Genomic DNA, 13,369 nt, shown 5'->3' with positions numbered 1-13,369 from the left:
CTCATCAACGGCCAACCCACCGCACCCTGACCTGTCCCACAAGCCAAATTACGCAGGCATTTCCCATGTCCACGGGGGCCTGTTGTCCGTAAACTGGAGCCCATGACCGAGCACAAACCGGATCCCCTGGTGGCTGCGGGTCCGGGGCTCGCCGATGCCCCAGCCAACACCAGTCACCTGCGAACCCCGGCAGAGCGGTCCCGCACGTTTACCGGGATCCTGGTCAACACTGCCTTGGCAAACATCACCACCAGCTACCTCTGGTTCGCCCTGACGTTCTGGGTCTATCTGGAGACGCGAAATGTGATTGCCACCGGGGTTATCGGCGGGGCGTACATGCTGCTGATCGCGCTCTCCAGCATCAGCTTCGGCACTTTCGTGGACCGGTACCGCAAGCTGGCGGTGATGCGCTTTGCCGGTGGCTTCACCCTGGTGATGTTCGTCGTCGCCGGAATCATGTTCCTGCTGACGCCGGAGACCGACCTGCTGGACCTGGCCCAGCCGTGGTTCTGGATCTTTGCCGTGATCATCCTGGTGGGGGCGGTGGTGGAAAACCTGCGCAACATCGCCCTGTCCACCACCGTCACCATCCTGATCGATCCTGACCGGCGGGCCAACGCCAACGGACTGGTGGGCATGGTGCAGGGCCTGGCGTTCATCGCCACGTCGGTCATCTCCGGCCTGTCGGTGGGCCTGCTGGGCATGGGCTGGACCATCGCCGCGGCCCTGGTCCTGACAGCCGTGGCATACGGCCACCTGCTCACCGTGCGGATGCCCGAGGAAACCCAGCCGGCAGCCACGGATGCCCAAGGTGGATTCGACCTGCGCGGATCCATGGCCGCCGTTCTGGCCATTGCCGGCCTGTTCGCACTGATCCTGTTCTCCACCTTCAACAACCTCATCGGCGGCGTGTACATGGCCCTGATGGATCCTTACGGCTTGGAGATGTTCCCGGTTGAGCTGTGGGGCGCCTTCTTTGCGCTTGGCGCCACCGGATTTGTTGTGGGCGGGGCACTCGTGGGCAAGTTCGGCCTGGGCTCCAACCCGCTGCGGACCCTGCTGTTCGCGGTGATCCTGATCGGCCTCTTTGGTGCGTTGTTCACCTTGCGGGAATGGCCATGGCTGTACATCGCGGGGATCTGGCTCTACATGGTGATGGTGCCGTTCGCGGAGGCAGCAGAACAGACGATCATCCAGCAGGTGGTCCCAATGCCCCGGCAGGGCCGGGTGTTTGGCTTCGCCATGGCCTTCGAATCCGCGGCGGCACCCATCACCGCATTCCTCATCGCCCCCGTGGCGGAGTTGTGGATCATCCCGTACGCCAGGTCCGCGGAGGGTGCGGCGCAGCTGGCGCCGCTGCTGGGCGAGGGTGTGTCCCGCGGCATCGCCCTGGTGTTCCTGGTGGCCGGGATCATCCTGATGGCCGCCGCGGCGCTGGCGTTCCTCACCCCGGTGTACCGCAGGGTCTCGGAAACGTACCGCCGGGGGCCCGTGGAGGCAGGGCAATAGGCGCCTAGAACGCCCAATCGGAGTCGCCGTAGGCCCGGCCGCGGAAGTGCGCGCGGAGGTATTCGCCCACCACCGCAGCGCCGAGCTCGCCGGCTTCGGGTGCCACCACCCTACCGTCAACCCGGCGGGCCATCCGTTGGATAAAGCGTTCCAGGCCCGGGTCGTCGCCCAGCCGGAAGAAGGTGGCCTGCGCGCCGGCACGTCCCACCCGGTCCAGCTCATCCACGGTGGCGCGGATGGTCGAGGGGTGCGGCGGCCAGGAAAACATGGATTCGCCGTCGGGCAGCAGGTGGGCCGTCGGTTCGCCGTCCGTGACCACCAGCAGCACCGGCTGCATGGCCGGGTGTTTCCGGAAGAACCGGCTGGCCAGCAGCAGCCCGTGGTGCAGGTTGGTGCCCTGCTCGCGGAAGGCCGGCAGCGATGTCAGCCCGCCGATGTCCATGGTCTGGGCGTACCGGCCAAACGTGATCAGCTGCAGTTTGTCGCCCCGGAACCTTGTGGACACCAGGTGGTGCAGGGCCAGCGCCGTGCGTTTCATGGGCACCCACCGCCCCTCGGCGGCCATCGAGAAGGACACATCCACCAGGAGGACGACGGCGGCCTGCGTGCGTTCCTCGGTTTCCGTCACCTCGATGTCGTCCACAGCCAGCCGGACGCCCCGGCCCGGGTCGCCGCCGTCGGCGATGGTCCGGCGGATCGCGTTGGTGATGGTTCGGGTGACGTCCCATGGCGCGTTGTCGCCAAACTCCCACGGCCGGCTGGATCCGGTCTGGTCGCCAGCGGCACCGGCCTCCCGCGTCTCCCGCCTGCCTTGGCGCCCGGACAGCTGCTTGGCGGCATCACGCAGCAACGACCTGCCCAGCCGCCGCATCGCCTGGGGCGAGAGCCGGAAGTCGCCGTCCGCACCCTTGGTGAGGTAGCCGCCGTCGTGCATTGCCTTTTCAATCGCCGCCAGCGTGCGTGCGCTGACCGCCGCGTCTTCCCCCAACTGGCGGGCCAGGGCGTCCAGGTCCACGTCGTCCATGTGGGAGCTGTCGAAGTCCTGGCCCAGCTGGTCCGCCAACTGGTCCAGCTCGGCAAGGTCCTGGAGCACGCCCGTGCCGTCCCCCAGGCCCATTCCTTCCTGGCCTTCGAACCGCTCTGATCCGTTCCAGTCCTCCCCCGGCCGCAGGGCCTGCAGGGTCTCGTCCAGCTGGCCCAGCTGGGCCATCAGGTCCTGGGAGCCGAAGGCCTGGGCGGAGAGCTGCATCAGCTCGGCGCGCTGCTCCGGGGTCATGGACTGCATCAATCGCTGGGCTGCCGCCGCGCGCTTGGCCAGCGCATCCACCAGTTCCTCGACGTTCCGGGGATTCTCTGGGAAGTGTTCGCCGTGCTTGGCCATAAACTCGGCGAAGTCCGCTGCGGTGTCCACCTGCCGGCGGTGCTTGTCCAGGAGTTCGTTGAGGTCGGCCAGCATGGCGCTGATGGCTGCCCGGTCCTGGTCCGTCGCCCCTTCCAGTGCCTGCTTCATCCCGGCGAAGCGCTGGTCCAGGACCTCGCGGCCCAGCAGGTCCTTGATCTTTTCGTACGCCTCGCGGGCCGTGCTGGACTGCCAGTCGTAGGAGGCAAGCTCGTTGACCGCCGCCGCGGTGGATTGGGGCAGGTTTTGGATCTGCATCTCGCGGAAGGCCCGGTCCGTGTTGTTCATCATGGCGTCGCGGGCCAGCTGCTTGCGTTCCTCCAGTACGGCCGTGTCCAGGAGTTTTTTCACTTCATTGAGCGTGCCGTTGAGGTTGTGCTTGCCCAGCAGGTCCTGGCGGCGCTGCTGGATCCGGCCGGCGAGCTCGTCCAGGCCTTCCTGGTCCAGGCCGCCGCGGCGCAGGTACTCCTGCAGGGCACGCCGCGGCGAGTAGCCCGCCATCACGTCCTCGGCCACGGCATCCAGCGCCTCCGTCAGGTCAACGGGCGGCGCCAGCGGGTCCGGCCCGCCGCGGTAGCGGCCATAGCGGGAGCGTGGATGAAGGCTCATGGCGCGTGCCTGTCCTTAGCCGTAGATGGTGGCTTCGTCGTCGGACTCCTTGGAGATCCGGCGGCCAAGGTAGAGGCCCTCGAGGGCCAGTTCGACGGCGGCAGCCCGCTGGCCGTCGTTTTCGGCGCCGAGGCGCTTCCCGATTTCGTCGTAGAGGCCTGATCCGTTGAGCGAGGGCAGGTTCGCCAGGAATTCCTTGGCGGTCACCAGCTCGCCGGTGGTTACAGTGGAGTGCCCGTCCAGGGCAGCGACCAGTGGCGCCAGGTCCAGGCCCTGGAAGTGTTCCCGGACTGCTTCCGCGGTAGCGGTGCGCAGGAGGTGGTCCAGGATGTCCTGCTCGCGGCCTTCCTCGCCGGATTCAAACTCGATCTTTCCGGTGAGCACTTCCACAGCGGCGTCCAGGTCGATGATCCGGGCCACGGCCTGATCCTCGCCGCGGACGCTGGCCCGCCGCAGCGCGGCCGCCGCAACGGTTTCGGCCCCGGCGATGGCGAACCGCGCGGAAACGCCGGAGCTCTGGTTGATGGCCGGGGACTCGCGCAGGGCTCGGGTGTAGCGGGCCAGGATCTCCAGGATCACGGGCGGCACGCTGGCCACCAGGTGGCCCTCCTGCTCGATCACGGCCACCTCATCTTCAAGCTCAAGGGGGTAGTGCGTGCGGATTTCGGCGCCGAACCGGTCCTTGAGCGGGGTGATGATGCGGCCGCGGTTGGTGTAGTCCTCGGGGTTGGCGGAAGCCACCACCAGGACGTCCAGCGGCAGGCGCAGGACGTAGCCGCGGATCTGGATGTCCCGCTCCTCCATCACGTTCAGCATGGAGACCTGGATGCGTTCGGCGAGGTCAGGGAGTTCGTTGATGGCCACAATGCCGCGGTTGGAACGCGGGATCAGGCCGTAGTGGATGGTTTCCGGGTCCCCCAGCCGGCGGCCCTCGGCCACCCGCATGGGGTCGACGTCGCCGATCAGGTCCGCCACGGAGGTGTCCGGCGTCGCGAGTTTCTCCACGTAGCGTTCCGAACGGTGCCGCCAGGCTACCCGCAACCGGTCCCCTTCGGTGAGGGCGCGGGCGCGCGAGGGCCCGGTGATGGGTTCGTAGGGGTGCTCGTTCAGCTCCGAGTCCTCGATCACCGGGGACCATTCGTCCAGCAGCCCGGCCAGGGTGCGCAGGAGCCGGGTCTTGCCCTGGCCACGTTCGCCCAGCAGCACCAGGTCATGCCCGGCGATCAGGGCGCGCTCCAGTTGGGGGATAACGGTCCGGCTGAAGCCGAACATGCCGGGCCACGGGTCGCGGCCCGCCGCCAGGGCGGAGAGGAGGTTGTCGCGGAGTTCTGTCCGCAGGTCCTTGTGAACATGGCCGGAGGCACGCAGTTCACCAACAGTGAAGATCTCAGGGCGTTCAGTCACTTCTCCACCGTAGACCTGTTCGCTGGGCCGATGGGGTGATCCGAAACATTTGTGCACGCGGGACAAGTTTTGGTCCGCCGGCAGTACTACGCTGATCCTTGATGACTGCTGCAGCCCAGCCGGCCCCGCCGGAATCCGCCCCGTCCACCGCTTCAACCGCTCCCGCCGCTCCCGCCGCCAAGCCTGTGGTGACGCTTGTGCTCCTGGTCCGCCACGGCGAAACGCCCACCACCGGCCAGGTGCTGCCGGGCCGGGCCCCGAACCTGCATCTTTCGGAGCGTGGCCGGGCCCAGGCGGAACGGGTGGCCGAACGCCTCGAGGGGCTTCCGGTCACCGCCGTGTATTCCTCGCCGTTGGAGCGCGCCCAGGAAACGGCAGGGCCGACGGCGACCGCCAACGGCCTGCAAATCCAGCCGGCCGACGGGCTGCTGGAGTGCGACTTCGGCGACTGGACGGGTGCCGAGATTTCCCGCCTGGCTGCCTTGCCGGAGTGGCGGACGGTGCAGTCCAGCCCGTCCACGTTCCGCTTCCCCAACGGCGAAAGCTTTCCGGAGATGCAGGACCGCATGGTGGGTGCCCTGGAGGAACTGGTGGCGGCGCACCCTGGGGGTGTAATTGTTTGCTTTTCCCACGCCGACACCATCAAGGCGGCCGTGGCCCACGCTGTTGGGACCCCCCTGGACCTGTTCCAGCGGATCATGATCAGCCCGGGTTCAGTGTCCGCCGTGTCGTTTGTGGACGGCCGGGCAGCGTCGGTGCTGATGGTGAATTCCTACTCGGAACCGTTGAGCGGTTTGAGGCCGCAGTGACAGGGTTTTCCGCCGCCAAGGGTACGCCGTGACAGACCGGGACCTGGCGCTGCTGACCTCCGGCGAAGTGGAGCTGGTGGGCCAGTTCGCGCGCAGCAGCAACGCCACGTTCCTGGTCCGCCTCACTCAAGGGGACGATGTAGCACAGGCGGTCTATAAACCTGAGGCCGGCGAACAGCCGCTGTCCGACTTCGATCCAGGGCTGTACAAGCGGGAACGGGGGGCGTACCTGCTCAGTGAGGCTTTGGGCTGGGGCATGGTGCCGCCCACGGTCATCCGGGAGGACGCACCGCTTGGTGTGGGGTCCCTGCAGTGGTTTATCGACTGCGATTTCCGGCAGCACTATTTCACGTTGGCGGCGGAGGACCCGTCCACCCACCCGGAACTGGCCCGGATGGCTTTGTTTGACTTCATTTCCAATAACACGGACCGCAAAAGCGGGCACGTCCTCCGCGGCGGCGACGGCCGGATCTGGGGCATCGACCACGGATTGTGCTTTTCCGCTGCCTTTAAGCTGCGCACGGTCATTTGGGACTTTGCCGGCGAAGCAATTCCGGACGGGCTACTGGCAGACATCGCACCCCTCGCCGAGGCCGTTCCTGAAGAGTTGGCCGGGCTGCTCGACGACGATGAAAACGCGGCCCTGAAGCGGCGGGCCCGCCGGATCCTGCAGGACGGGACACTGCCGGTGGACCTGACGGGCTCCCGCTACCCTTGGCCGCTGGTGTAGCGGGAGGCGCAAGCGTTCAGGCTGCCAGCGCCTGATCGAACAGGGCTTCCGCCAGTCGGATGAGTCGCAGGGGCGCGTCCACTTCCTGCCCGCGGCTGCAGTGACCCAGGAAAACCGCTGTGCCGTTCAGGACCTCTTCGAGATGAACACCGGCTTCCCGGGCCAGCACTTCGGCCCGGATGTTCTGCGGCAGGCGGTTGCCTTCGTCGCTGACGTAGGCATGCCAATCACGGGTACTGATTGCTTCGATGTTTCCCGACATCAACCGCTGAAGTGCCGGCATGTCCGTATCGACGGATTCAAGGCGTACCGGCTGTGTGAGTTGAGCCGGGATAATCAGTGCGTTGCACATGCTTTTCATGGCTGGGCCCGCTAGCGCTGGTTCTTACGCGGTTTTACGAGACTGATTTCACTGCCCTCGGTTTTGGCCCTTTTATCGGCCCTTTTTTCGAGGATGGATTTTCCCGCTTTTTTGACATTGCTGCTTCTAGGCGATTTACCCGACACTGGAATCACATCTTTCTCTGTGGTGCTTGTCCCCAATACCATACACACTTATATTTTTATTGCCAGTCACGCATAAAAGCGCAGTCGTCTACGGAATTTAGAAAATTGTCGGGCAGTGAAAGTTTGCTTTCAGGGAATTAAATTCTTGCTTATCGATGAGCCCAGGAAAAACATCCGCGGCTTCAGCTTGCGTCCCACGTCCCACGGTGACGTCCGGCGGCCATCCCTGAAGGATGCCGGGAATGCTAAAGGTAGAGGCTGAACCCCGTCGGCACCTGGCGGTCACCGTCCCTGGTTTCGTCCTGGACCAGCGCCGCCGCAGCCCACACCCCACCCGCGGCCAAGAGCGCCAGGAAGATGGCAACCACAGCAAGCAGCATCATGGCGCAACCAACCTTTCTCGTGCAGCCGCATGGCGGGCCTGGAGTTCGGCCGGCGTCGCCCCGGCTTCCCGGCGGGCCACCTCAGCCTTGAGCTGCGGGATGACGTGGGTGCCGAACTCCACGGCGTCCGGCACGAAGTCGTAGCCGCGGAGCCCGAAGATCTCAAAGCCCAGCTCGTTGTAGTCCAGGAAGGCCTGCGTGACGGTGTCGTAACTGCCCACCAGTGCGGTGGCACTGCCGCCCCCGCCGCCGGCAGCCTTTGCGAGCGCGGTCCAGAGTGCGCGGTCGTGGTGGTCCGCGCGTTCCGCCGCGGCCAGCAGCCGCTGCGTGCCGGCTGCTTCGGGTTTACTGCGGTAGTCCCGGACCCGGTCGATCACCTCGCCGTTGGCACGCCTGGATTCCAGCCGGGCCAAAATGGCGTGGGCCTTTTCCCAGGCCAGTTCGTCTGTGGCGGCAACGATGGGGCGGAAGGCGATCTGCCAGCGCAGCGGCTCGATCCGCCCGGCCGCTTCGGCATTCTGGAGAATCCTACGTTGCTGTTCGGCGGCATCAGCCAGGGGTTCACCGAAAAAGGCGTAGATATCAGCTTCCCGGGCGCCCACGGCCCAGGCTGCTTCGGAGGATCCGCCGAAGGAGATCCCGGGCCGCCGGCCAGCGAACGGGTGGATGTCCGAACCGAAGTCCTTGAACTGGTAAAACTCGCCGTCCCAGTCGAAAGGCTCGCCGCCCGCCCAGGCCCGGCGGACTATCTGCATGTACTCCTGGGTCCGCCGGTACCGGTGGTCCTTGGCCAGGTAGTCGCCCTCCTTCGCCTGGTCGGCCTGGCTGCCGCCGGTGATGAAGTGCACCGTAAGCCGGCCGCGGGCCACGTGGTCCAGGGTCAGGAAGGACCGGGCGGCAAACGTGGGGTGGGAGACGTTGGGACGGTGCGCCAGCCGCAGCTGGATCCGTTCGGTGTTGGCTGCCACCCAGGCGGCATGGATCGCCGGGTCCTGGGTGGCGGAGTTGTAGGCGAACAACACGTGATCCCAGTTGTGCTCCTCATGGATCCGGGCGATGTTGGCCGCGTAGGCGGGATCGAACTGGACTGTTGAAGCGGCAGTGGTTTCCGTGGCGTCGTTTCCGGCGCCCATGCCGAGGAATTCGATGGGCATGGTCAGCTCCTTCGATGGTTGGTGGATGGCATCAGCGTTTGAGGATCCGCTGGGCCAGCCAGTTGCCGGCCAGCTGGAGGGCCTGGACCATCACGATGATGATCACCACCGTGACCAGGGTGACTTCCCAGTTGAATTGCTGGTAGCCGTACATGATGGCGAAGTTGCCCAGCCCGCCGCCGCCGATGTAGCCGGCCATCGCGGACATGTCCACGATGGCGATCAGCATAAAGGTGTAGCCAAGGATCAGCGGCGCCAGGGACTCCGGGATCACCACGGCCCACAAAATGCGGATCCGGCTTTCGCCCATGGCGCGGGCTGCCTCAACCACACCGGGATCGGAGGCCACCAGGTTCTGCTCCACTACCCGCCCAATGACCACGCCCGCCATAAGTGCCATGGGTAGAATGGCGGCCGTGGTGCCGATAGTGGTTCCCATCACGATGAGTGTCAACGGCGCGATGGCCGTGATGAAGATGATGAACGGGATGGGCCGGATGATGTTGACCACGAAGTTCAGGACGGTGAAGACGGCGGGGTTGGCGAACAGGTTGCCGGGCCGGGTGGCATACAGGGTCACGCCCATGACCAGGCCTGCAGCACCGCTGAGCAGGACGGTCACCGCCACCATGTAAATGGTCTGCTGGAAGGATTCGCCCAGAACGGGCAGCAGGGTGATCCAGTCGGTCATGAGTCTTCTCCTACGGTGCGGATGGCGCCTGCGGCTACGGTGACCGGGACTGCGGTTTGTTCTTCCACCGGCGTCAGCGTGGCGAGTTCAGCCAAAGCTGCGTCCACGGCAGCGCCGGAGCCCGTCAGTTCGTAAGTCAAGGTCCCCAGGATCCGGTGCTGGATCTCGGTCACGCCGCCAAAGACCACCGCGGCAGCCACCCCGTGGCGCGAAAACACTTCCGCCACAACGGGGGTACTGGCCGCCTCGGAGATGCCAACGGAAACCAGCCGGCCCGGGTGGGCCTCTGCCAGTCGGCCCAGGGTCTCCGGGCCGGGCTTTCCGTGGACGGCGGTGGAGACAAAGCGTCGCGTTGACTCGCCTTGCGGATCAACGAAAACCGAGTAGGTGGGACCGGTTTCCACCACCCGCCCGGCCTCCATCATCACCACGGTGTCGCAGATCTCCCGGACCACATGCATCTCGTGGGTAATCACCACGATGGTGGTGCCAAGCTCGCTGTTGACGCGGCGCAGCAACTGCAGCACCTCGCGGGTGGTTTCGGGATCCAGCGCGCTGGTGGCCTCGTCGGCCAAAAGGATATCCGGGTTGTTGGCCAGTGCCCGGGCAATGCCCACGCGTTGCTGCTGCCCGCCGGACAACCGGCGGGGGTACCGCTCGGCTTTGTCCGCGATGCCAACAAACTCCAGGAGTTCCTGGACCCGCGGCCTGATTTTTTCCTTAGGCCAGCCGGCCACCTTCAGCGGGTAGGCCACGTTTCCGTACACGGTGCGGGACTTGAGCAGGTTGAACTGCTGGAAGATCATCCCAATACCGGCGCGGACTGCCCGCAGCTCGCGTTCCGGGAGCCCGGCAATATCCTGGCCCTTCACCAGCACGCTGCCGGAACTGGGCCGTTCCAGCCCGTTGATCAGGCGGACCAGGGTGGACTTGCCTGCACCCGAGTAGCCAACAATGCCCACCACGGTTCCCTTTTCGACGTCGAGACTTACGTCATCGACGGCGCGCACAGCGGCTGCGCCCCCGCGGCCTTGGCCGGGGAACTCCTTTGCTACGTGTTGCAACGAAACGATCGTGCTCATGGACGCCTTCCTGGCTGGTTGCTGCCCGCACCGGGCGGGCCTTGCTTCCCAGCCATTGGACCAGCGGGGTACCCGGCGACTCCATCGGGATGACAGCGGGTGACGCCGCATGGCCCGCCGTTAACCCGCAAGTAGGAGTGTTGCGGCCGGATAGGAGCCGCCGGGCGTGGCTGCCTAGCCTGTGGTTGGGCGATCGCCCGGGCCCTCCTGGCCCATTTGAACCACGCGTATTCGGAGACAAGCCATGAAGAACCGTCTGTTAGTTGCCGTCGTCGGCATTGCCGCTGCCCTGTCCCTTCCGGCCTGCGCCGCACCCGCAGCCAGCTCGGGCCCGGACGCCAGCAAGGTGGTCATCGGCGTTGACGACGGCGCCGAGGAGCACTGGACCATCCTCAAGGACAAGCTCAAGGCGGAGGGCATCGATCTGGAGATCAAGAACTTCACGGACGGTGCGCAGATCAATACCGCCACGCAGCAGGGCCAGGTGGACATCAACCTGTTCCAGCACCTGAAGTACCTGTCACAGTTCAACGTCAACAGCAACGGCACCCTGGTGCCCGTGGGCGCCACAGCCGTCTACCCGCTGGCGTTGTACTCCGAGAAGTACAAGTCCGTTGAGGAACTGCCTGCCGACGCATCGGTGGCCATCCCCAACAACCCCACCAACCAGGCCCGGGCGCTGCTCAACCTCCAGACCGCTGGCCTGCTGGAACTCAAGGACGGCGGCAATTCGCTCTCCACACCGGCGGAAATCACCTCCAGCAAGATCAAGGTCACCCCGGTGGACTCCAACCAGACCGTGGCGGCGCTCAAGGGCTCCACAGATGCTGCCGTGGTGAACAACACCCAGGCGCAGAAGGGCGGACTGGGCGACGAGAAGATCATCTTTAAGGAAGACCTGTCCTCCGACACCCTCGCCCCCTACATCAATGGTTTTGTGGTGAAGGCGGACAAGAAGGATGACCCCCGCTGGAAGACCATCGTTGACGCTTACCACACGCCCGAAGTTGAGGCTGCAGTGACCAAGCTCAACGACGGGAACCTGGCATTCAAGGGCGACTGGACCGCAGAGAAGCTCCAGGAAGTCCTGACCGCAGAAGAAGAAATCGTCAAGAGCACCAAGTAGTTGATGCCGGGGTGCGGAACCCGCGCCCCGGCCGGACGAGGGACCAGCAGTGACCAGCACACTCCGCAGTGAACGCAGCCAGATCCACTTTTTCGCCTACCTGGTGGGGACGGGGATCCACCTGGCTTCCTGGCGGCATCCCGGCGCCTTGCCCGGCGCCAGCATCGACTTCGCCCATCAGGTGGAACTGGTGCGAGCGGCGGAGGCGGCCAAGTTCGATGCCGTTTTCCTGGGCGATTCCCTGGCCATCGACGAAACATCCAACCCGGGCATCCTGAACAGGTTTGATCCGGTGGGGCTGGTGACTGCCCTGGGCGCGGTGACCAGCCGGATCGGACTCATCGCCACCTCGTCCACGTCCTATGACGAACCCTTCAACTTTGCCCGGGCTGCGTTGACGGCAGACCACATCAGCGGCGGGCGGATGGGCTGGAACATTGTGACCACCCGGGACTTGACCAACAGCACAGCCGCCAACTTCAGCGCCCCTGAGCACCTGGACCATTCGTTCCGGTACCGGCGGGCGGAGGAGTTCGTGGAGGTCGTCCGGGGGCTGTGGAACTCCTGGGACCCAGACGCTTTCCTGCATGACCAGGCCTCCGGCCGGTTCTTCGACGCTACCAAACTTCACCGTTTGGACCACCGCGGCGAGTTCTTCCAGGTGGCGGGGCCGCTGAACATCGCTCCGTCCGCTCAGCATTCGCCGCTGCTGGCGCAGGCCGGCTCCTCGGTGCCCGGCCAGCGGCTGGGTGCCCGCTATGCCAACGCCATTTTCGCCAGCCACCGGGGCATTCCCGAGGCCGTGGCATTCCGGGAGTCAGTACGGAAGCAGGCGGCGGCCTTTGGCCGGAATCCCGACGAGGTGTTTATCTACCAGGCCATTTCCCCGGTGGTGGCGGAAACTGATGCGGAAGCCTGGGACCAGGTCCGTGAACTTGACCGGCTGATCGGCGAGGACCAGGTCCTGGAGTTCCTGCAGGAGTACTTCGGCGCGTCGATCGATTTCTCGAAGCTGGGCGAGACTGCCACCGTGGAACAAGCCGGCATCGCGGCACTCCCATCGCCCCGGAGCGACTTCCGTTCCTCCCGGGAGCAGATCCGCGGCCGCGAACACGAGGTGACCCTGAAGGACCTCTATTCGATCCTCACCGGGGACAAACGCAACGACGATTTCGTCGGTTCCGCGGACAAGGTGGCCCGTTCTCTGGAACGCTGGCACTCGGCCGGCGCGGCCGACGGTTTTAACCTGATGTTTTCGCTGCTGCCGGGCGATCTGGACAGGTTCACGGCCGGAGTGGTCCCGCTGCTCCAGGAGCGTGGACTGGCCCGGACGGAGTACACGGGGACAACGCTGAAGTCGCATCTGGGGCTGGTTTAGGGGCAGGACGTTCTCCGGCGGCGCGTGCCGCGCCGCCGCTGCGCCCGGTAAATTTGGAACTGATGATTCTTATAGACCGGGACAGCCCCCACCGCGACGATGTCCACCTGCTCCTGAGCGAGCACCTTGCAGACATGTTTGCCACCTCACCGGCCGAAAGCGTCCATGCCCTGGACCCGGCAGCCCTGGCCGGACCGGACATCAGTTTCTGGACGGCACGGGAGGGCGGCGCCTTGCTGGGGTGCGGAGCCCTCAAGGTCCTCAAACCGGTGCCTGGCCAGGCAGCATCTGCCGAGCTAAAGTCCATGCGCACTTCGGCGCAGGCGCGGGGGCGCGGCGTCGCCACCCTCGTGCTCCTGCACATCCTGGCCGACGCCCGGGCCAACAGCCTGGAGCGGGTGTACCTGGAAACCGGCACCGAGGACTACTTCGCTCCAGCCCGGCGGCTGTATGCGCGGCACGGCTTCACCGATTGCCCGCCGTTCGCGGACTACCGGCCGGATCCCAACAGCGTCTTTATGGAGCTGCAGCTCTGAGTCCAAACACCGGCGGAGCCCCCAAGTAGCTGGCAGTAGATGTCGTTATGAG

General features: G+C 65.6%; 13 protein-coding genes. 6 read left to right on the top strand and 7 right to left on the bottom strand.

The genetic code is table 11. From position 1 onward, the window contains the following. The first annotated feature begins 102 nt into the window (after positions 1-102). Positions 103-1,509 carry an MFS transporter gene (locus ACU18_RS18680; RefSeq protein WP_050687981.1) on the top strand — a complete coding sequence of 469 codons (1,407 nt, stop codon included), beginning with the start codon at positions 103-105 and terminating at the stop codon, positions 1,507-1,509. A gap of 4 nt (positions 1,510-1,513) precedes the next feature. Here ACU18_RS18680 and ACU18_RS18675 read toward each other — a convergent pair whose 3' ends face one another. Then, entirely contained in the window at positions 1,514-3,517 is a 2,004-nt protein-coding gene (locus tag ACU18_RS18675) for a vWA domain-containing protein (RefSeq protein WP_050687980.1), read from the bottom strand. 15 nt (positions 3,518-3,532) lie between these two features. Then, positions 3,533-4,921 carry a sigma 54-interacting transcriptional regulator gene (locus ACU18_RS18670; RefSeq protein WP_050687979.1) on the bottom strand — a complete coding sequence of 463 codons (1,389 nt, stop codon included), beginning with the start codon at positions 4,919-4,921 and terminating at the stop codon, positions 3,533-3,535. Between the two features lie 101 nt (positions 4,922-5,022). Between ACU18_RS18670 and ACU18_RS18665 the strand changes: the two genes are divergently transcribed. Beyond that, positions 5,023-5,730, top strand: a complete 708-nt coding sequence (locus ACU18_RS18665; RefSeq protein WP_082178413.1) for a histidine phosphatase family protein — start codon at positions 5,023-5,025, stop codon at positions 5,728-5,730. A gap of 28 nt (positions 5,731-5,758) precedes the next feature. Further along, complete coding sequence (locus ACU18_RS18660; RefSeq protein ID WP_050687978.1) at positions 5,759-6,460, top strand: SCO1664 family protein; 702 nt, start codon at positions 5,759-5,761, stop codon at positions 6,458-6,460. Between the two features lie 16 nt (positions 6,461-6,476). Here the strand turns inward: ACU18_RS18660 and ACU18_RS18655 are convergent, their stop codons facing one another. From ACU18_RS18655 to ACU18_RS18640, 5 genes are all read right to left on the bottom strand, one after another. Continuing rightward, entirely contained in the window at positions 6,477-6,812 is a 336-nt protein-coding gene (locus ACU18_RS18655; RefSeq protein WP_442853727.1) for a DUF3846 domain-containing protein, read from the bottom strand. A gap of 400 nt (positions 6,813-7,212) precedes the next feature. Beyond that, a complete protein-coding gene (locus ACU18_RS19795) occupies positions 7,213-7,350 on the bottom strand; it encodes a hypothetical protein (protein ID WP_157407851.1) in 138 nt (45 codons plus the stop codon). After that, on the bottom strand, positions 7,347-8,504 hold the full coding sequence (locus ACU18_RS18650) for an LLM class flavin-dependent oxidoreductase (RefSeq protein ID WP_050687976.1): 1,158 nt from the start codon (positions 8,502-8,504) through the stop codon (positions 7,347-7,349). The genes ACU18_RS19795 and ACU18_RS18650 overlap by 4 nt, the downstream gene beginning before the upstream one ends. 31 nt (positions 8,505-8,535) lie before the next feature. Next, a complete protein-coding gene (locus tag ACU18_RS18645; protein WP_050687975.1) occupies positions 8,536-9,195 on the bottom strand; it encodes a methionine ABC transporter permease in 660 nt (219 codons plus the stop codon). After that, on the bottom strand, positions 9,192-10,277 hold the full coding sequence (locus ACU18_RS18640; protein WP_050687974.1) for a methionine ABC transporter ATP-binding protein: 1,086 nt from the start codon (positions 10,275-10,277) through the stop codon (positions 9,192-9,194). Before ACU18_RS18640 ends, ACU18_RS18645 begins: the two co-directional genes overlap by 4 nt. Positions 10,278-10,521: 244 nt before the next feature. Between ACU18_RS18640 and ACU18_RS18635 the strand changes: the two genes are divergently transcribed. The 3 genes from ACU18_RS18635 (at position 10,522) to ACU18_RS18625 (ending at position 13,317) form a co-directional block, all read left to right on the top strand. Continuing rightward, complete coding sequence (locus ACU18_RS18635) at positions 10,522-11,403, top strand: MetQ/NlpA family ABC transporter substrate-binding protein (protein ID WP_050687973.1); 882 nt, start codon at positions 10,522-10,524, stop codon at positions 11,401-11,403. A 49-nt stretch (positions 11,404-11,452) separates the two neighbouring features. Then, positions 11,453-12,781 carry an LLM class flavin-dependent oxidoreductase gene (locus ACU18_RS18630; protein ID WP_050687972.1) on the top strand — a complete coding sequence of 443 codons (1,329 nt, stop codon included), beginning with the start codon at positions 11,453-11,455 and terminating at the stop codon, positions 12,779-12,781. A 62-nt stretch (positions 12,782-12,843) separates the two neighbouring features. Further along, positions 12,844-13,317, top strand: a complete 474-nt coding sequence (locus ACU18_RS18625) for a GNAT family N-acetyltransferase (protein ID WP_050687971.1) — start codon at positions 12,844-12,846, stop codon at positions 13,315-13,317. Positions 13,318-13,369: the final 52 nt, after the last annotated feature.

The organism is Arthrobacter sp. ZBG10 (genome assembly GCF_001238605.1).
Classification (GTDB): domain Bacteria; phylum Actinomycetota; class Actinomycetes; order Actinomycetales; family Micrococcaceae; genus Arthrobacter.
The sequence above is the reverse complement of the archived record's forward strand: the minus strand, read 5'-3'. Positions and strand labels throughout refer to the sequence as shown.

What these genes read in the sequence shown, in the direction of transcription:
- ACU18_RS18680 (WP_050687981.1), top strand. Translation starts at nt 103, where the DNA reads ATGACCGAGCACAAACCGGATCCCCTGGTGGCTGCGGGTCCGGGGCTC.
- ACU18_RS18675 (WP_050687980.1), bottom strand. Translation starts at nt 3,517, where the DNA reads ATGAGCCTTCATCCACGCTCCCGCTATGGCCGCTACCGCGGCGGGCCG.
- ACU18_RS18665 (WP_082178413.1), top strand. Translation starts at nt 5,023, where the DNA reads ATGACTGCTGCAGCCCAGCCGGCCCCGCCGGAATCCGCCCCGTCCACC.
- ACU18_RS18655 (WP_442853727.1), bottom strand. Translation starts at nt 6,812, where the DNA reads ATGTGCAACGCACTGATTATCCCGGCTCAACTCACACAGCCGGTACGC.
- ACU18_RS19795 (WP_157407851.1), bottom strand. Translation starts at nt 7,350, where the DNA reads ATGATGCTGCTTGCTGTGGTTGCCATCTTCCTGGCGCTCTTGGCCGCG.
- ACU18_RS18650 (WP_050687976.1), bottom strand. Translation starts at nt 8,504, where the DNA reads ATGCCCATCGAATTCCTCGGCATGGGCGCCGGAAACGACGCCACGGAA.
- ACU18_RS18645 (WP_050687975.1), bottom strand. Translation starts at nt 9,195, where the DNA reads ATGACCGACTGGATCACCCTGCTGCCCGTTCTGGGCGAATCCTTCCAG.
- ACU18_RS18640 (WP_050687974.1), bottom strand. Translation starts at nt 10,277, where the DNA reads ATGAGCACGATCGTTTCGTTGCAACACGTAGCAAAGGAGTTCCCCGGC.
- ACU18_RS18635 (WP_050687973.1), top strand. Translation starts at nt 10,522, where the DNA reads ATGAAGAACCGTCTGTTAGTTGCCGTCGTCGGCATTGCCGCTGCCCTG.
- ACU18_RS18625 (WP_050687971.1), top strand. Translation starts at nt 12,844, where the DNA reads ATGATTCTTATAGACCGGGACAGCCCCCACCGCGACGATGTCCACCTG.